Genomic DNA, 18134 nt, shown 5'->3' on the forward strand with positions numbered 1-18134 from the left:
GGCGCGGCCGGCACCGAGACCGCCCGCCCCGCAGCGCGCCCCCTCACCCCTTCCCGCTCGGCTCCTTCGGCCGCCGGTCCACCGGCCCCCGCCGCACCGCGCCCGGCGCGCTCCAGTCCGCCCGCTTGCGAGCGCGGCGCTTCGCCGCCTCGGAGGACTCCAGCTGGTACGGCACCGAGGTCACCATGACCCCCGGGGTGAACAGCAGCCGGCCCTTGAGGCGCAGCGCGCTCTGGTTGTGGAGCAGATGCTCGTACCAGTGGCCCACCACGTACTCCGGGATGATCACGCTCACCGCGTCCCGCGGGCTCTCCCGCCGCAGGCTCTTCACGTACTCGATCACCGGGCGGGTGATCTCCCGGTACGGGGAGTCCAGGACCTTCAGCGGGACGTTGATGCCCCGCCGCTCCCACTCCTCCCGCAGCGCCCTCGTCTCGTCGGTGTCGACGTTGACGCTGAGCGCCTCCAGCTTGTCGGAGCGCATGAGCTGCGCGTACGACAGGGCCCGCAGGGTGGGGCGGTGGACCTTGGAGACCAGGACGATGGAGTGGACCCGGGAGGGGCGCACGGTGTCGTCGGCGGGCTCGTCGGGGGCGGCGATCTCGTCGGAGACCCGGTCGTAGTGCCTGCGGATCGCGGTCATCGTCCCGAAGAAGATGACCATGCCCAGGAGCGCGACCCACGCGCCGTGCGTGAACTTGGTGGCGAGGACGACGACCAGCACCAGCCCGGTGAAGAACGCGCCGAAGGCGTTGATCGCCCGGGAGCGGATCATCTGCCGGCGCCTGGCCTTGTTCCGCTCGGTCCTCAGGTGCCGGTTCCAGTGCCGGACCATGCCGGTCTGGCTGAGGGTGAAGGAGACGAAGACGCCGACGATGTAGAGCTGGATCAGCCGGGTCGAGTCGGCGTCGTAGATCCACACCAGCAGGATCGCCGCCCCGGCCAGCAGCACGATGCCGTTGGAGAAGGCGAGGCGGTCGCCGCGGGTGTGGAGCTGCCGGGGCAGATAGCGGTCCTGGGCGAGGATCGAGCCGAGCAGGGGGAAGCCGTTGTACGCGGTGTTCGCGGCGAGGAAGAGCACCAGCGCGGTGGCCACCGCCAGCAGGACGAAGAAGAAGGTGCCGTCGCCGAAGACGGCCGCCGCGACCTGGGAGATCACCGGGTGCTGGACGTACTCCGGGCCGACCGGGACGCCGTCGCGGAAGAGGTCCTTCGCCGGGTACTCGGCCATCTTGACGTGGCTGGCCATGGCGAGGCCGATGATGCCGCAGAACATGGTGACCGCGAGTCCGCCCATGAGCAGCAGCGTGGTGGCCGCGTTCCTGCTCTTGGGCTTACGGAAGGCGGGAACGCCGTTGCTGATCGCCTCGACGCCGGTGAGCGCGGCGCAGCCGGAGGAGAAGGCCCGCAGCAGCAGGAAGACGAGGGCGAACCCGGCGAGTCCGGGGTGCTCCGGTTTGATCTCGTACTCGGCGGTCGGGGCGCGCATGGTGTCGCCGAGGACGAGGCCCCGGAACGCGCCCCAGGCGATCATCAGGAAGACACCGAAGACGAAGACGTAGGTGGGGATGGCGAAGAGCTTGCCGGACTCCCGGACGCCGCGCAGGTTCATCAGCGTCAACAGCACGATTATCACGGTGGCGCTGAGGACCTTGTGCTCGACGACGAAGTCGATCGCGGAGCCGAGGTTCTCCACACCCGCGGAGATGGAGACGGCGACGGTGAGCACGTAGTCGACGAGCAGGGCGCTGGCGACGGTGAGGCCGGCCTTGGGGCCGAGGTTGGTGTTGGCGACCTCGTAGTCCCCGCCGCCGCTCGGGTAGGCGTGCACGTTCTGGCGGTAGGAGGCGACGACGGTGAACATCAGCACCACGACGGCCGCGGCGATCCAGGGACTGAAGTGGTAGGCCGACACACCCGCGATGGACAGGACCAGCAGGACTTCGCCCGGTGCGTACGCCACGGAGGACAGGGGGTCGGAGGCGAAGACGGGGAGTGCGATGCGCTTCGGGAGGAGGGTCTCCTCGAGTCTGTCGCTGCGCAGGGCCCGGCCGATCAGAATCCGTTTGGGCAGGTCGGTCAGTTTGGACACGGAGAGGATCGTAAGCGTTCGAAATGAGCCGAACCCACTCACCACCCCTGCCTTAACGGTTTTCTGTCACGTCTTGGCGGAACGGCGCCTTGCCACCACGGGCGGTGCACCCCGTGCGGCGCGTGCTTAGCTGGTCCCGAGGTCTGAGACCCTTGAGGGCTTCGGACGCGTGAGGGATTTCGAGACAGCCGGAAGGACGGTCGTGCACATCGTCATCATGGGGTGCGGGCGCGTGGGGGCCGCTCTCGCACAGACCCTGGAGCAGCAGGGGCACACGGTCGCCGTCGTCGACCGGGACCCCACCGCCTTCCGCCGCCTGGGATCCGGGTTCGGGGGCCGCCGCGTCACCGGCATCGGCTTCGACCAGGACACGCTGCGCGAGGCGGGGATCGAGGACGCGGGCGCCTTCGCCGCGGTCAGCAGCGGTGACAATTCCAACATCATCGCGGCTCGGGTGGCCCGCGAGATGTTCAACATCGAGAACGTGGCCGCCCGGATCTACGACCCGCGCCGTGCGGAGGTGTACCAGCGTCTCGGCATCCCGACCGTGGCCACGGTCCGGTGGACGGCCGACCAGATGCTGCGGCGGCTGCTGCCGTCGGGCGCGGAGCCGCTGTGGCGCGATCCGAGCGGTGCCGTGCAGCTGGCCGAGGTGCACACCTCGCCGGCGTGGATCGGGCACCGGATCAGCCGGCTCCAGGAGGAGACCGGCGTCCGCGTCGCGTACCTCACCCGGCTCGGGGAGGCGATCCTGCCGACCTCGGCGACCGTCCTCCAGGACGGCGACCTGGTGCACGTGATGATGCGTACGGAGGACATCGGGAAGGTCGAGGCGGCCTTCGCCGAGGGCCCCGAGGAGGGCGGTCACTGATGCGGGTGGCTATTGCGGGCGCGGGCGCGGTCGGCCGGTCCATCGCGGGCGAGCTGCTGGAGAACGGCCACGAGGTCCTGCTGATCGACAAGGCGCCGACGGCGATCTCGGTGGAGCGGGTGCCGCAGGCCGAGTGGCTGCTGGCGGACGCCTGCGAGATCACCTCGCTGGACGAGGCGGCGCTCCAGCGCTGCAACGTGGTCATCGCGGCGACGGGCGACGACAAGGTGAACCTGGTGGTCTCGCTGCTGGCGAAGACCGAGTACGCGGTGCCCCGGGTGGTCGCGCGGGTGAACAACCCGAAGAACGAGTGGCTCTTCAACGAGTCCTGGGGCGTGGACGTGGCGGTGTCCACACCGCGCCTGATGTCCGCGCTGGTGGAGGAGGCGGTGAGCGTCGGCGACCTCGTCCGGCTGCTGCGCTTCAGCCACGGCGACGCCAACCTGGTGGAGCTGACGCTGCCGCCGGAGTCGGCGCTCGCCGGTACCCGGGTCGGGGCGGTGGACTGGCCGCAGGACACCTCCCTGGTGACGATCATCCGCGGTTCCCGGGTGCTCACCCCGAGCAAGGAGGAGAGCCTGGAGGCCGGCGACGAGCTGCTGTTCGTGGCTGCCCAGGCGCGGGAGGAGCAGCTGGAGGAGCTGCTCTCGGTACGCAGGGCGCCCGGGGACGACTGACCCCGGCCGCCCGGTCGGGGGAACGCCGGTCGCAGGAACGCCGAGGGGCCCGGAACCGTGACGCCGTGACGGTTCCGGGCCCCTCGGCGCCGTGCGGCGTCAGGAGGACGGGGTGTCCTGCGCGGCCGCGGCGGCCTTGCGCTCCCGCTCGGCCCGCTCCTCCGCCTCCATCTCGGCGAACACGTCGATCGGCGCGGGCGCCTTCGCGAGGAACACCCAGGTCAGCCAGACGGCGAGCAGGAACGGCGGGATCTTCAGCGAGACCAGGACCCAGCCGAGCTGGGTGGTGTCGGCCCACCAGTAGAGCGGGAAGAGGATCGCGCACTTGGCGAGCAGGATCAGGCCCCAGGCGTAACTGGCCTTGGTGTAGGCGCGCTTGCGGCCGGGGTTGCGGGTGCGCCAGGAGAGGTTCTCCTTGAACACCGGGCCGAGGATCAGCCCGATGAGGGGGACCCCGGCGGCGGCCGTGATCAGGTACGCGAGGGCGAGGCCCAGCGTGTAGAGCATGCCGGGCAGGTAGAAGTCCTTGGCATCGCCCGTCATCATGGCGAAGACCACGCCGAAGGCCACACCGAAGACGCCGCTGAAGGCGTGCTTGACGGTGTCCCTGCGGATCAGGCGGACGACGACCAGCACCAGGGAGATGGCCAGAGCCGCGATCGCGGAGGCCTTCAGGTCCTTGTTGATCGTGTAGATCGTGACGAAGAGCAGGCCCGGCAGGACCGTCTCCACCATGCCGCGCACACCGCCGAACGCCTCGAACAGCGCCGCCTCCGTGACCGCCTTGGAGTCGTCGGGGCCGGCGGCAGGCGCGCCGGCCGCGTCGTGCTGCGGGTTGTGGGGGGTGGGGGTCGGCTTGTCGACAGACGTCACCGGCTACTCCTGTCCCAGTGGTCGGAGTTCGTATTTGGGATTGAACAGCACCCGGCGGCCGTCGCTCATGGAGATCCGCCCGGAGGCGATGAGCCGCCGGCCCGGTTCGATGCCCACGATGGAACGGCGGCCGAGCCAGACGACGTCCAGCGGGGCTGTGCCGTCGAAGAGCTCCGCCTCCAGCGCGGGCACCCCGGCCCGTGGACGCAGGGTGACCGTGCGCAAGGTACCAGCGACCCGGACGACCTGCCGGTCACCGCAGTCGCAAATCCGGGTACAGCCCGTGGCCTGCGCGTCCTCCTGGAGTTCCGCGGATTCGAGGTCCTGCTGCGAGAACGCGAGCCGGTCGAGCATACGGCGGAAGCGGCCCGCCGGGCGGCCCGTGCCCTCGCCCGGCGCCGCGCTCCCCGAGCGGGATGTGGCACTCATACGGAAAGCCTACCGGCCCCTTCCCGACCGATCTGGATCGGTCGCATCAGCGTTCGAAGCGGTAGCCCATGCCCGGCTCGGTGACGAAGTGCCGGGGGTGGGAGGGGTCGGCCTCCAGCTTCCGCCGGAGCTGGGCCATGTAGACCCGCAGGTAGTTGGTCTCCGTGCCGTAGGACGGGCCCCAGACCTCCTGGAGGAGCTGCTTCTGGCTGACCAGCCGGCCGGTGTTGCGGACCAGTACCTCCAGCAGATGCCACTCGGTCGGGGTGAGCCGGATGTCGCGCCCGTCGCGGTGGACCTTCTTCGCGGCGAGGTCGACGGTGAACGTCCCGCTCTCCACGACGGCCTCCGCCTCCCCGCCGCCGACCGGCTCGGCCCGGCGGACGGCGGCGCGCAGCCGGGCGAGGAGCTCGTCCATGCCGAAGGGCTTGGTGACGTAGTCGTCGGCGCCCGCGTCGAGGGCCTCGACCTTTTCGTCGGAGGAGTGGCGCGCCGAGAGGACGATCACGGGCACCCTGGTCCAGCCGCGCAGGCCGCGGATCACGTCGACGCCGTCCATGTCCGGCAGTCCGAGGTCGAGGAGGACGGCGTCGGGGTGGCGGGCGGCGGCGAGTTCGAGGGCGGTCGCGCCGTCGTGGGCGGAGTCCACCTCGTACTTGCGCGCCTTCAGGTTGATCACGAGGGCGCGTACGATCTGCGGCTCGTCGTCGACCACGAGCACCCGGGTCATGACCGGTCCGCCTTTCTTCGGTGCGGGTTCCGCGCTGCGAGCTTGTTCCGCGCTGCGGGGGTTGTTCGGCAAGTGCTTCGGCAGGGAGTGGTCCGGCAGGGGCAGGCGCGCGGGCGGAGGCCGTGCGGCGGGCTCATGTCACGGCCTCCGCCGGGAGCCCGGGGATGGCGCCCCCGCGCCCCTGGCCGGGGACCGCGACCAGGTTCAGGACCATGGTCATCCCGCCGCCGGGGGTGTCCTCGGCGGTGAGCGTCCCGCCCATCGCCTCCACGAAGCCCCGGGCCACGGCGAGCCCGAGGCCCACCCCGGCGCCACGCGGGGCGTCCCCGTACCGCTGGAACGGTTCGAAGATGCGCTCCTTGGCGTCGTCGGGCACCCCGCCGCCCCGGTCGGCGACCCGCAGCTCGACGCGGTCGCCGAGGGCACTGGCCGCGACGGCCACGGGCGCGCCGGGCGGGCTGTACTTGACCGCGTTCTCGACGATGTTGGCGACCGCGCGCTCCAGCAGCCCCCGGTCGACGGCGACCATCGGCAGGGACTCGGGGACGTCGAGGCCGACGCTCTCCCGCGGCACGCCCGCGAGGGCGAGGGGGATGACCTCGTCGAGGGCGGTCTCCCGGATCAGCGGGGTGACGGTGCCGGTCTGGAGGCGGGACATGTCGAGGAGGTTGCCCACCAGGTGGTCGAGGCGGTCGGCGCCCTGCTCGATCCCGGCGAGCAGTTCGGCCTCGTCCTCCTCGGACCAGGCGACGTCGTCGGAGCGGAGCGAGGTGACCGCCGCCTTGATCCCCGCGAGCGGGGTGCGCAGGTCGTGGCTGACGGCGGCGAGCAGGGCGGTGCGTATCCGGTTGCCCTCGGCGAGGGCACGGGCCGCCTCCGCCTCCCCCACCAGGCGCTGCCGGTCCAGGACGACGGCGGCCTGGGCGGCGAACGCGGCCAGCACCCGCCGGTCCTCGGCGGGCAGCACCCGGCCGGAGAGGGCGAGGGCCATATGGTCGCCGACGGGCATGTCCACGTCCGCGTCGTCGGGTCGGGCGGCCGGGGCGGGGCCGACGCTCGCGGTGCAGGTCCACGGGGTGAGGTCGTCGGCCCGTTCCAGCAGGGCCACGGACTCCATGGCGAAGGTCTCCCGGACCCGCTCCAGCAGGGCATCGAGGGCGGTCTCGCCGCGCAGCACACTGCCGGCCAGGAAGGACAGGATCTCCGACTCGGCGCGCAGCCGGGCCGCCTGGTGGGTGCGCCGGGTCGCTATCCCGACGACCGAGGCGACCGCGGCGGCCACCGTGAAGAAGATCAGCAGGGCGACCAGGTTCTGCGGCTCGGCGATGTCCAGGGTGTGCGTCGGCGGGGTGAAGAAGTAGTTCAGCAGAAGGGACCCGGCGGCGGCCGAGGCGAGCGCGGGCAGCAAGCCGCCCAGCAGGGCCGCCATAACCGTCAGGAAGAGGAAGAGCAGCACCTCGTTGGCGAGCCCGGGCCCGTCCTCCACCTGCCGCAGGACGACGGTGAGCAGCAACGGCGCGGCGACTCCGACGAGCCAGGCGGCGACCGTGCGGGGGCGGCCGATGCGCGCGCCCCGGGCGCCGGGCAGCCCGCGGCCCTTGCCTGCCGCGTCGTGGGTGACGATGTGCACGTCCAGGTCGGGGCCCGAGTCGCGGGCGACGCCGGCGCCGACGCCGGGGCCGAAGAGGTACTGCCAGGACCTGCGGCGGCTGGAGCCCAGCACGATCTGGGTGGCGTTGACGCCGCGGGCGAAGTCCAGCAGCGCGGACGGTATGTCGTCGCCGATGACGTGGTGGAAGGTGCCGCCCAGGTCCTCGACCAGGGTGCGCTGGTCGCTCAGCTCCTTCGGGGAGGCGGAGGTCAGGCCGTCGCTGCGGGCGATGTAGACGGCGAGGATCTCCCCGCCGGCGCCCTTGGCGGCCATCCGGGAGGCCCGTCGGATCAGGGTGCGGCCCTCGGGGCCGCCGGTCAGCCCGACGACGATGCGCTCCCGGGCCTGCCAGGTGGAGCGGATGTTGTGCTCGCCGCGGTACTGCTGGAGGTACTCGTCCACCCGGTCGGCGAGCCAGAGCAGGGCCAGCTCGCGCAGGGCGGTGAGGTTGCCGGGGCGGAAGTAGTTGGACAGGGCCGCGTCGACCTCGTCGGGCCGGTAGATGTTGCCGTGCGCCATGCGGCGGCGCAGGGCCTGCGGGGCCATGTCGACGAGTTCGATCTGCTCGGCCCGGCGCACGGCCTCGTCGGGCACGGTCTCGCGCTGCGGGACGCCGGTGATGGAGCGGACGACGTCGCCGAGGGACTCCAGGTGCTGGATGTTGACGGTGGAGATGACGTCGATCCCGGCCGCCAGCAGCTCCTCCACGTCCTGCCAGCGCTTGGCGTTGCGGGAGCCGGGGAGGTTGGTGTGGGCGAGTTCGTCGACCAGGGCGACGGCGGGGCGGCGGGCGATCACGGCCTCGACGTCCATCTCGGTGCAGGTGCGTCCGCCGTGGGTCAGCTCGCGGCGGGGGACCTCCTCCAGGCCGTGCAGCAGGGCCAGGGTCCGGGGCCGGTCATGGTGCTCGACGTAGCCGATGACGCAGTCGGTGCCGCGTTCGGTGCGGCGCCGGGCTTCGGAGAGCATGGCGTAGGTCTTGCCCACGCCGGGCGCCGCGCCCAGGTAGATCCGCAGCTTGCCGCGTCCCATGGCCTCTGTGTCTTCCGTGCTTCGGTGCTTCCGGGCTTCCGCGTCCGGGTGCCGTTCTCCGCGCGTCCGCGTCTCGCGGCCGCGCGGAGTCGAGACTACGTCCGCGGGCGGGCTGCCCGGGGCGCGGGCCGGTGGGCGGGGTCGTCTTTGACGGGATTCTGACGCGGGACCGGGGCGGGGCGGGACGCGGGTGGGACGAGGGCCGGGCCGCGGGGGGCTACTGCTCGGCGATCTTCCCGTCGCGCAGTTCGAGGACCCGGTCGGCCAGGTCCAGGAGCTGGGCGTCGTGGGTGGCGACCAGCGCGGTGACGCCCTCGCTGCGGACGACGGCCCGCAGCAGCTCCATCACCGCGAGACCGGTCTCCGCGTCGAGCTGGCCGGTCGGCTCGTCCGCGATCAGCAGGGCGGGGCGGTTGGCGAGGGCCCGGGCGATGGCGACACGCTGCTGCTGGCCGCCGGAGAGCTCACCGGGCCGCTGGGCGGCGTGGTCGGCGAGCCCGACGAGGGCGAGCATCAGGGCGACGCGCTCCTCCCGCTCGCGCGGGTCGGCCTTGCGCAGCCGCAGCGGGACGCCGACGTTCTCCGCGGCGGTCAGGATCGGGATCAGCCCGAAGGACTGGAACACGAAGCCGATGCGGTCGCGCCGCAGGGCGAGCAGCCCGTCCTCCCCGAGCCCGGCCAGCTCGGTGCCGTCGACACGGATGCTCCCCCCGTCGGGGCCGTCGAGCCCGCCGACGAGGTTGAGCAGGGTGGTCTTGCCGGAACCGGAGCGGCCCTTGAGGGCGACGAGCTCACCCCGCGGGATCTCGAACGAGACCCCGCGCAGAGCGTGCACGGCGGAGGCACCGCTCCCGTACGACCGGTGCACGTCCGAAACGCGGACCATCGGCGCGGTCTCCACCACGGCGACGCCGCCACCGTGCGCGCTGCTGCTCTCGGTCATACGCGAAGCCCCCCGTGCCCGCCGGATCCTGTGCCCGCACACTATGCGCGCCCGCGCGGCCCGGGCAACGGGCCACCGGGGCCGGGCCCCGCGGGACGCGTGCGCCCGCGCCCCCGAAGGGGCGCGGACGCACGTCGGGGTGGCCCCGCCGCGGTGTGCGGCGGCGGGGGCGCACCCGGGGGTCCGTCAGCGGACCTCGGTGATTTCGGGGCCGCGCTGGAGCTGGCCCATGCCGCCGGAGAAGCGGGAGCCCTCCTGGTCGTCCTGCTGGACGCCCTCGGGGACCATCTGCGCGTCGTCCGGGAGCTTGAGGACGATCGGGTCGCGGGGTGCCATCGGACCCTCGCCGCGGACCACGACCGTGTCCCGGAAGATCTGCTCCAGGAGCCCGGCCGCCTGCGGCTGCACCGCGCCCTGGCCGGAGATCACTCCGCGCAGGAACCAGCGCGGGCCGTCGACGCCGACGAAGCGCACCAGCTGCACGCCACCCGTGCCGTTCGGGAGCTGGACGGGCACCTGGGCGCGCAGCTCCCAGCCGAGCGGGCCCTCGACCTCGTCGATGACGCCGCCCTGCTGCGTGATGCCGGAGGCGATCTCCTCGCGGACCTCGCCCCAGATGCCCTCCTTCTTGGGGGCCGCGAACGCCTGGAGCTGCACCGCGCTGTCGCGCAGCACGACCGTGGCCGCGACGATCGCGTCGCCCGCGACCTCGACCCGCAGCTCCATGCCCTCGACACCGGGCACGAACAGGCCGCCCAGGTCCACCCGGCCCTCGGCGGGCTTGGAGACCTCGGAGACGTCCCAGGGGCCGTCGGGCCGCGGGGCGGGCGGGAGGTTCACCCGGCGGGGTTCCTCGGCGTCCGTACCGAGCTCGTCGACCTGCTCGGCCTCGCCCGTTGCGTCCGCCGCGTCCTCGGCGGAACCACTCTTCTTGCGACGTCCGAACACGTCACTGTCCTTCCCGGTCGGATACGACCGCAGCGTATCGATTCCCACCCGTAGCGCCGCCCACGGCGGCGTGACCGCCGGTGGACCCGAAGCCCCCCTCGGCCCGCGCCGAGCCGGGAAGCTCCGCCACCTCGTGGAAGCGCACCTTCTCGACCTGCTGGACGACCAGTTGGGCGATCCGGTCGAATCGTTCGAACCGCACGCTCTCGCGCGGATCGAGGTTGACCACGATCACCTTGATCTCCCCACGGTACCCGGCATCGACGGTCCCCGGGGCATTCACGAGAGCCACTCCGCAGCGGGCGGCCAGCCCGGAGCGGGGGTGCACGAAGGCCGCGTAGCCGTCGGGGAGGGCGATCGAGACGCCCGTGGGGAGGACGGCGCGCTCCCCGGGGGCCAGTTCGGCGGCCTCGGTGGTGACGAGGTCGGCCCCGGCGTCACCGGGGTGCCCGTACGCCGGCAGCGGGACCTCGGGGTCCACGCGGCGGATCAGGACGTCGACGGGTTCACGCATCAGGGGTTCACCTCGAAGGCTCGTGCGCGGCGGACCTGGTCCGGGTCGGCCATGACCGCCCGGATCTCCTCGGGGCGGCCGTTGTCGACGAAGTGGTCGACCTTGACCTCGATGAACAGCGCGGAGGCGCGCACGGCGACCGGGCCGTCGGGGCCGCCGATGCGGCCGACCGCGGAGGAGTAGATCTTGCGCCCGGCGACGGCGGTCACCTCGGCGTCCAGGTGCAGCACGGTGCCGACGGGCACGGGCCGCACGAAGTCGGTCTCCAGCCGGCCGGTGACGGCGATGACGCGCAGCAGCCAGCCGAGCGAGCCCAGGGTCTCGTCCAGCGCGGTGGCCAGAACCCCGCCGTGGGCGAGGCCGGGGGCGCCCTGGTGGGCGGGCTGGACGGTGAACTCGGCGGTGACGCGTACGCCTTCCTGGGCCCGGGTCTCCAGGTGGAGGCCGTGGGGCTGGCCCTCGCCGCAGCCGAAGCAGTGCTCGTAGTGCGCGCCGAGCAGCTCACCGGGTGCGGGGGCGTCGGGGTGGCGGACGGGCGCCGCCGCGCCCGCGGGCGGGGTCAGCGCGGAGGACCCGGACGGGGTGCGCCCGCCGGTCCCCGGTGTGTTCGCGTTGGTCACAGGCGCAGACCTTACCCGCGCGGCCGTCCGGCAGTCGCCCCGTGCCAAGCTAGGGCCATGCAGCCTTCCGCCCCGCAGAACTCGGACCCGCAGTACTCAGAACGCCTGAACGCGCCCCGCTCCTGGTGGGTCGTCGTGGTCCTCCTCGGGATCTCCGGCGGTCTGCTGCTGCTGCCCCTGGGTGTGCCGGCGATGCTGGGCGGCCTGATCGGCGCGGGTGCGCTGGCGGGCGCGGTGGTCAGTTCCTACGGTTCGGCGCGGATCCGGGTGGTGGCCGGGTCGCTGGTCGCGGGCGACGCGCGGATCCCGGCGGAGGCGCTCGGCGCGGCCGAGGTGCTGGACCCGGAGGAGGCGCGCGCCTGGCGGTCTCACAAGGCGGACCCGCGGGCGTTCATGCTGCTGCGCTCCTATGTGCCGACGGCGGTCCGGATCGAGGTCACGGACCCGGCCGACCCGACGCCGTACGTCTATCTGTCGACCCGGCACCCCGAGGAGCTGTGTGCCGCGCTGGACGCGGTGAAGGCGGCCTGAGCCACAGGGAGGCGGCCGGGTGCCCGCCGCCCGTCTCAGTGGCCGCCGGGGCCGTGGTCGCCGCCGGGGCCGCCGTACTCGCGGCCGGGCGGGAGCTCACCGCGGAGTACGCCCTCGGGCAGGGCGTCCTCGGGCTGCTCCAGGGGGCCGAGGGCGGGCAGGGCGTCCCAGGGGACCTGCCGGGTGCGCAGGTCGGCGCGGATGCGGTCGGCGAGCTTCCTGGTGTCGCGCCGGTTCATCACGGCGCCGACGGCGGCGCCGACCATGAAGGGGATCAGGTTCGGCACGTTGCGCACCATGCGCTTCATGATCTGCTGGCGCAACTGCTTCTTGAGCTGGGAGCCCATCGACAGGCTGTACGTCGAGGGCTTGGTGACGTCGACCCCGCGCTCCGAGGACCAGGCCCCCAGGTAGGCGGCACTGCGGTCCTTGAGGCTGCCCGGCGGTCGCTGCCCGTAGACCTCGTGGAGTTCGGCGATGAGCTTGAGCTCGATGGCGCCGACCCCGAGGACCTCGGTGGCCAGTTCGGTCGGCATCGCGGGCGGTACGGGCATCATCGCGGCCGCGCCGATGCCGGCCCCGACCGTCGAGGTGGCGGCCGCCGCACCCGAGACGAGCTTGTCCGCGAGCTGTTCCGGGCCGAGGCCCGGGAACTGGCGGCGCAGGGTGTCGAGGTCGCGCACCGGGATCCGGGGCGCGTTCGCCATGAGGACGTCCGTCAGGTGGCCGAGCATGGCCTTCGCCTGCTCGCGGGTCCTGGCGATCTGCTCCCTGGCGCCGGCTCCGCCCCTGGCGACGCCCTGGCGCACCGAGGCCAGGCGTCGGGCCCTGGTCGGGGGCCCTGCCTGGCCTGCTGCTTCGAGCGAGGCCGACCGGCCCCGCTCGTCCTCCTCGTGCTGGCCGTGCGGCAGCAGGGCGCCTTCCCGCCCGGTGGGCGCCGTGGCGTCCCCGGCCGGGTGCTGCGGGCTGCCCTGGTGCTCCCTGGACGGTTTGTGACGTCCGAGGAGCCGCTTCCTGGACTGCTTCCCGTCTGCCACTGGCGGCCTGCCCTCAGTCGCAGTCGCGGCAGATGGGCTGGCCGTTCTTCTCGCGTGCGAGCTGGCTGCGGTGGTGAACCAGGAAGCAGCTCATGCAGGTGAACTCGTCCGCCTGCTTGGGCAGGACCCGGACGGCCAGCTCCTCGTTGGACAGGTCGGCTCCGGGGAGCTCCATGCCCTCGGCGGCGTCGAACTCGTCGACGTCGACCGTGGAAGTGGACTTGTCGTTCCTCCGGGCCTTCAGCTCTTCAAGGCTGTCGGAATCGACGTCGTCGTCGGTCTTGCGTGGGGTGTCGTAATCCGTTGCCATATCGCTCTCCCCCTCTGGGTGTCTGCGGTGTCTCCAGCGCTCGTAACGCGCGAGAGGCCGGACTTGTGCCCGACCTGAGGCGGAGATTTTGCCTCACATCAAGGTCTGTTACTCAATCGACACCCAACCGGATCGCCCGAGGGTGATCGAGTTGGACGGCGACGGCGACCGTACACGGTCCGATCGGCGTCCTTCGCGGGCGCCACCCCGTGTACTTCCCGTGGTCACACCCCTGGGAAACTCGGACTTTTTCCGGCTTTCCGGGGCTTTTCGCGATCACGGAGAGTAGAGAAGGCGAGAATCGGATCTGTGAGCGATCACACACGGGCCTTCCGGTGACTCGTCCGGAAAATTCCGCTTAAAGCGAACGCGGTCCAGCATCTCAGGTCGGCAGGGTGACACGCATCACGAGGCCGCCCCCCTCTCGGGGCTCCGCGATGATACGTCCCCCGTGGGCCCTCGCCACCGAGCGGGCGATGGAGAGACCGAGTCCGACCCCTTTGTCGCTGCCCGTGCGCTCCTGGCGCAGCCTTCTGAACGGCTCGAAGAGGTTGTCGATCTCGTAGGCGGGAACGACCGGCCCGGTGTTCGAAACGACCAGAACCGCCTGCCCCTGCGCCGCCTCGGTGGAGACCTCCACCCAGCCGCCCTCGGCCACGTTGTACCGCACCGCGTTCTGCACCAGGTTGAGGGCGATCCGCTCCAGCAGGACGCCGTTGCCCTGGACCACGGCCGACGCCCGCTCGCCGCGGATCTCCACGCCCAGGCTCTCCGCCTCGGCGTGCACCTGGTCGATGGCCCGGGAGGCCACCTCCGCCAGGTCGACGGGCTTGCGCTCGACGATCTGGTTGTCGCTCCGGGCGAGCAGCAGCAGGCCCTCCACGAGCTGCTCGCTGCGCTCGTTGGTGGCCAGCAGCGTCTTGCCGAGCTGCTGGAGCTCGACCGGGGCGCCCGGGTCGGAGAGATGGACCTCCAGCAGGGTGCGGTTGATCGCCAGCGGGGTGCGCAGCTCGTGCGAGGCGTTCGCGACGAAGCGCTGCTGGGCGGTGAACGCGCGCTCCAGCCGCTCCAGCATCTCGTCGAAGGTGTCGGCCAGCTCCTTGAGCTCGTCGTCCGGCCCGTCCAGCTCGATCCGGCGGCTCAGGTCCGAGCCGGCCACCCGCCGCGCGGTGCGGGTGATCCGCCCCAGCGGGGAGAGCACCCGGCCGGCCATGGCGTAACCGAAGGCGAAGGCGATGATGCTGAGCCCCAGCAGCGCGAAGAGGGACCGGCTCAGCAGGTCGTCCAGCGCCATGTCCTTCTGGTGCTGGAGGCAGCTGGCGACCGCGTCGTTGAACTCCTCCCCGGTCACCGAGCCGGGCAGCCGGCACCAGGAGGTCGTCGGCTGCACCTCGCCGCGGACCAGCTTGAAGGGCAGGTCGGCGATGGTGACGTTGAGGACCTGCGCGGTGAACAGGTAGATGATCGACAGCAGCAGGATGCCCGCGATCAGGAACATCCCGCCGTAGAGCAGGGTGAGCCGTATCCGGATGGTCGGGCGCAGCCAGGGGCGGACGGGCTCCCGGGGGTCCCAGGTGGGCTTCGGGGGCGCCCCGGGGGGCGTCGGTGCGGAGGCCACGGCGTCAGATCCGGTAGCCGGAGCCCGGCACGGTCACGATGACCGGGGGCTCGCCCAGCTTGCGGCGGAGGGTCATCACGGTGACCCGCACGACGTTGGTGAACGGGTCGGTGTTCTCGTCCCAGGCCTTCTCCAGCAGCTGCTCGGCCGAGACGACCGCGCCCTCGCTGCGCATCAGGACCTCCAGTACGGCGAACTCCTTGGGCGCGAGCTGGATCTCCCGGCCGTCGCGGAAGACCTCACGGCGGTTCGGGTCGAGCTTGATCCCGGCCCGCTCCAGCACCGGCGGCAGCGGCACGGTGGTACGCCGGCCCAGCGCCCGGACGCGGGCGATCAGCTCGGTGAACGCGAAGGGCTTGGGCAGGTAGTCGTCGGCGCCCAGCTCCAGGCCCTCGACGCGGTCGCTGACGTCCCCGGAGGCGGTGAGCATCAGCACCCGGGTCGGCATGCCCAGCTCGACGATCCGGCGGCACACGTCGTCCCCGTGCACCAGGGGGAGGTCCCGGTCGAGCACCACCACGTCGTAGTCGTTGACCCCGATCCGCTCCAGGGCGGCGGCCCCGTCGTACACGACGTCGACGGCCATGGCCTCCCGGCGCAGTCCCGTGGCCACCGCATCGGCGAGCAGCTGCTCGTCCTCGACGACGAGTACGCGCACTTCGCTGGTCCTTCCCTCAGGGCCCGTCCCGGCGGACGGGGCTGTTCCGCTCTGTTCCGCTCTGCGCACTGGATGTGCGACCCCATCCTGCCCGTTACGCGCGTAAACCGGCGGTAAGGCGGAAAGCCGTGGGCAGAGGGCCGGGGAATCGGCGGATCGGCGGGGCGGTTGAGGTTTCCGCGAGGGAAGGCGTGGGGAAGACGACTGCACATCCACGATCACGCCTTGTATGTGGCGCGCGTACGACCTGTTCCAGGGTTGATCACCCGCCTCCCGCAGACGGCCCGCCGCCGGCGGGAGAGACCCCAGGCACACCCCCGTGCCGACCGACGACTAGCCGAGGGGGCGCATCCATGGACGCTTTCACCGCGGGACTCCTGCAGCGCATAAAGGCAGCGGAGACCGACCTGACGAAGGCTCGCGAGACGGGCGACGACTTCCTCGCGGACGTCGAGCAGGCCGAGCTCGACGACCTGCACCGTCTGGCCGCCGAGCACGGCGTGAAGGTGAGCGCGGCTTAAGTCGCGTCCCGCACCGCCCCGAGGGCCCCCGCGCCAGGCGCGGGGGCCCTCGCATGTGCGGCCCCGCCCCGCGGGGCGGGTCGCGCCGGGGCCGCTCGCGCCCGGCCGGAGCGGGGCTCGGGTGGCGGAGGCGGTTGCGCTCACGCGGAGGCGGGAGCGGCCACGTGCCCACGTGCCCACGTGCCCACGTGCCCCGGCCGAGTGGAGCGGGGCACAGGTTGTACCGCGGCAGCCCGCCGGTCCCTCGCAGGGCGCCCCGGCACCACCGGCGGCGGGGGCAGGGGCGGCTGCCCCTCACGCCGGGCCCGGGCTGGGGCCCGGCGTGAGCCCGGACTCGGGCCGGAGGGCGGCTCGGGGGCGGGTGGGGCCGGGCTCGGGCCCTTGCTCGGCCGGGATTGACGGCCCCTGGCGGGGCATCGGCCGCGCGAGGGGCGATGCTCCCGCGCCCGGTGCCCGGCCGGCGCCGAGGGAGCCTCCGCCCGCGCCCGCACATGGCCGGCCCGGGCACAGGGCCGGTGCGGGCGCCGCCTCGCGTGCGCCGGGCGCGAGGGCGTCGCGCGCCTGCCCGGCCCACCGCGCCCCCGCCCGGGGCGTCAGTCGTGCCAGGCGCCGAAGTCCTCCAGGAGGGTCTGGAGGGGTTCGAAGACGCCCGGGACGGCGGCGACCGTCAGGGCGCCGTCGGGCGGGCTGCCCGGGCGGCCGCCGGTGAGGGCGCCGGACTCGCGGGCGATCAGGTCGCCCGCCGCGAGGTCCCACGGGCGCAGGCCGCGCTCGTAGTAGCCGTCGAGGCGGCCCGCCGCGAGGTCCGCGAGGTCGATCGCGGCGGAACCGCCCCGGCGGATGTCCCGCAGCAGCGGGATCAGCCGGTGCGCCACCTCCGCCTGGTGCGCGCGGACCGTCTGCACGTAGTTGAAGCCCGTTGAGACCAGGGCCTGGTCAAGCGGCGGGGCCGGGCGGCAGCGCAGCCGCCGCTCCCCCAGGTACGCGCCGCCGCCGCGCACCGCGTGGAAGGTCTCACCCCGCATCGGCGCCTCGACGACGCCGACCACCGTCTCGCCGTCCACCTCCGCCGCGATGGAGACCGCCCAGGTGGGCAGCCCGTACAGGTAGTTGACGGTGCCGTCCAGCGGGTCGATGACCCAGCGGACCCCGCTGGTGCCCGGGCTGGCGGCGCCCTCCTCGCCGAGGAAGCCGTCCTCCGGGCGGTGGTCGGACAGGAAGCCGGTGATCAGCTTCTCCGCCGCGATGTCCATCTCGGTGACCACGTCGATCGGGCTGGACTTGGTCCGGGCGACGGACAGGTCGTCGGGGCGGCCGTCGCGCAGCAGCGCACCGGCCCGGTGGGCGGCCTCGCGGGCGAGGGTGAGGAGTTCGGCGGTCAGGGCGTCGTCGGTCGCGGTGCCGGAGGTCACGGCGGTCTCCTTCGGAGTGGGGCGGCGGGGTCGGCCGGGACTCAGGCCCAGGGGCCCTCGGCGGGGGCCGCGCGGGGTGGGTGGGGGTTCAGGTCCGGGGGCTGTCGGCGCCGGCGGCGGCGGGGTGGGGGGTGCGGGCGGGGCAGCAGCCGGCCGGGCAGAGGTCGTGGCTCGCGCCCAGGGTGCCGAGGGCGCAGCGTTCCGCGTCGATGCCGCGTTCGGTGGCGGCTCGTTCCAGCAGGAGGTCGCGGACGGCGGCGGTGAAGCGGGGGTCGGTGCCGACGGTGGCCGAGCGGCGGACGGGCAGGCCCAGTTCGGCGGCTTTCGCCGTGGCCTCGGTGTCGAGGTCGTACAGGACCTCCATGTGGTCGGAGACGAAGCCGATGGGCACCATCACGACCGCGGGGACCCCGGCGCCGTGCAGGTCCTCCAGGTGGTCGCAGATGTCGGGCTCCAGCCAGGGGACGTGCGGGGCGCCGCTGCGGGACTGGTAGACGAGCTGCCAGGGGTGCCCGGTGCCGGTCTCCTCGCGGACGGCGTCGGCGATCAGCCGGGCGACGTCCAGGTGCTGGCGTACGTAGGCTCCGCCGTCGCCGTGCTCGTGGGCGGGGCCGGAGGTGTCGGCGGCGGCGTTCGGGATGGAGTGGGTGGTGAACGCCAGGTGGGC

19 protein-coding genes are annotated in these 18134 nt (G+C 73.0%); 4 read left to right on the forward strand and 15 right to left on the reverse strand.

Translation table 11 applies throughout. The features are described from left to right. Positions 1–43: 43 nt before the first annotated feature. Positions 44–2092, reverse strand: a complete 2049-nt coding sequence (locus C593_RS0115045; protein WP_018848127.1) for an APC family permease — start codon at positions 2090–2092, stop codon at positions 44–46. Between the two features lie 202 nt (positions 2093–2294). On the opposite strand from C593_RS0115045, the gene C593_RS0115050 reads away from it, so the two are divergent. Together C593_RS0115050 and C593_RS0115055 are read left to right on the forward strand one after the other, a co-directional pair. After that, the gene (locus C593_RS0115050; RefSeq protein ID WP_018848128.1) at positions 2295–2963 is read left to right on the forward strand and encodes a potassium channel family protein; all 669 of its coding nucleotides are present in this window, start codon (positions 2295–2297) and stop codon (positions 2961–2963) included. Then, positions 2963–3640 carry a potassium channel family protein gene (locus tag C593_RS0115055; RefSeq protein WP_018848129.1) on the forward strand — a complete coding sequence of 226 codons (678 nt, stop codon included), beginning with the start codon at positions 2963–2965 and terminating at the stop codon, positions 3638–3640. Before C593_RS0115050 ends, C593_RS0115055 begins: the two co-directional genes overlap by 1 nt. A gap of 99 nt (positions 3641–3739) precedes the next feature. Here C593_RS0115055 and C593_RS0115060 read toward each other — a convergent pair whose 3' ends face one another. The 8 genes from C593_RS0115060 to C593_RS0115095 all read right to left on the reverse strand — a co-directional run bounded on the left by C593_RS0115060 (position 3740) and on the right by C593_RS0115095 (position 11380). Further along, a complete protein-coding gene (locus tag C593_RS0115060) occupies positions 3740–4513 on the reverse strand; it encodes a DUF3159 domain-containing protein (RefSeq protein WP_018848130.1) in 774 nt (257 codons plus the stop codon). Between the two features lie 3 nt (positions 4514–4516). Further along, entirely contained in the window at positions 4517–4942 is a 426-nt protein-coding gene (locus C593_RS0115065; RefSeq protein WP_078521522.1) for an OB-fold nucleic acid binding domain-containing protein, read from the reverse strand. Between the two features lie 46 nt (positions 4943–4988). After that, positions 4989–5672: a response regulator gene (locus C593_RS0115070; RefSeq protein WP_018848132.1), complete on the reverse strand. Its 684-nt coding sequence runs from the start codon at positions 5670–5672 to the stop codon at positions 4989–4991. 133 nt (positions 5673–5805) lie between these two features. Beyond that, complete coding sequence (locus C593_RS0115075; protein ID WP_018848133.1) at positions 5806–8355, reverse strand: DUF4118 domain-containing protein; 2550 nt, start codon at positions 8353–8355, stop codon at positions 5806–5808. A 217-nt stretch (positions 8356–8572) separates the two neighbouring features. Continuing rightward, on the reverse strand, positions 8573–9298 hold the full coding sequence (locus C593_RS0115080) for an ABC transporter ATP-binding protein (protein WP_018848134.1): 726 nt from the start codon (positions 9296–9298) through the stop codon (positions 8573–8575). Positions 9299–9484: 186 nt separating this feature from the next. After that, positions 9485–10246, reverse strand: a complete 762-nt coding sequence (locus C593_RS0115085) for a DUF3710 domain-containing protein (protein ID WP_018848135.1) — start codon at positions 10244–10246, stop codon at positions 9485–9487. A gap of 1 nt (position 10247) precedes the next feature. Next, entirely contained in the window at positions 10248–10760 is a 513-nt protein-coding gene (dut, locus tag C593_RS0115090) for a dUTP diphosphatase (RefSeq protein ID WP_018848136.1), read from the reverse strand. Next, on the reverse strand, positions 10760–11380 hold the full coding sequence (locus tag C593_RS0115095) for a PaaI family thioesterase (RefSeq protein ID WP_018848137.1): 621 nt from the start codon (positions 11378–11380) through the stop codon (positions 10760–10762). The genes dut and C593_RS0115095 overlap by 1 nt, the downstream gene beginning before the upstream one ends. Before the next feature lie 57 nt (positions 11381–11437). On the opposite strand from C593_RS0115095, the gene C593_RS0115100 reads away from it, so the two are divergent. Continuing rightward, complete coding sequence (locus tag C593_RS0115100) at positions 11438–11911, forward strand: DUF3093 domain-containing protein (protein WP_018848138.1); 474 nt, start codon at positions 11438–11440, stop codon at positions 11909–11911. Between the two features lie 35 nt (positions 11912–11946). On the opposite strand, the gene C593_RS0115105 is transcribed toward C593_RS0115100, so the two are convergent. The 4 genes from C593_RS0115105 to C593_RS0115120 form a co-directional block, all read right to left on the reverse strand. Next, positions 11947–12948 carry a hypothetical protein gene (locus tag C593_RS0115105; protein WP_018848139.1) on the reverse strand — a complete coding sequence of 334 codons (1002 nt, stop codon included), beginning with the start codon at positions 12946–12948 and terminating at the stop codon, positions 11947–11949. Between the two features lie 13 nt (positions 12949–12961). After that, positions 12962–13258, reverse strand: a complete 297-nt coding sequence (locus tag C593_RS0115110; protein WP_018848140.1) for a DUF4193 domain-containing protein — start codon at positions 13256–13258, stop codon at positions 12962–12964. 382 nt (positions 13259–13640) lie between these two features. Beyond that, positions 13641–14876: an ATP-binding protein gene (locus tag C593_RS0115115; protein ID WP_018848141.1), complete on the reverse strand. Its 1236-nt coding sequence runs from the start codon at positions 14874–14876 to the stop codon at positions 13641–13643. Between the two features lie 4 nt (positions 14877–14880). Then, on the reverse strand, positions 14881–15534 hold the full coding sequence (locus C593_RS0115120; protein ID WP_018848142.1) for a response regulator transcription factor: 654 nt from the start codon (positions 15532–15534) through the stop codon (positions 14881–14883). A gap of 353 nt (positions 15535–15887) precedes the next feature. On the opposite strand from C593_RS0115120, the gene C593_RS33340 reads away from it, so the two are divergent. Further along, positions 15888–16055: a hypothetical protein gene (locus C593_RS33340; RefSeq protein WP_018848143.1), complete on the forward strand. Its 168-nt coding sequence runs from the start codon at positions 15888–15890 to the stop codon at positions 16053–16055. 593 nt (positions 16056–16648) lie between these two features. Here C593_RS33340 and C593_RS0115130 read toward each other — a convergent pair. Then, on the reverse strand, positions 16649–17467 hold the full coding sequence (locus C593_RS0115130; RefSeq protein WP_018848144.1) for an inositol monophosphatase family protein: 819 nt from the start codon (positions 17465–17467) through the stop codon (positions 16649–16651). A gap of 88 nt (positions 17468–17555) precedes the next feature. Continuing rightward, positions 17556–18134: ferrochelatase (locus C593_RS0115135; protein ID WP_018848145.1), on the reverse strand; the 579-nt coding region annotated here is incomplete at its 5' end.

It is taken from the genome of Streptomyces sp. CNT372 (assembly GCF_000377145.1).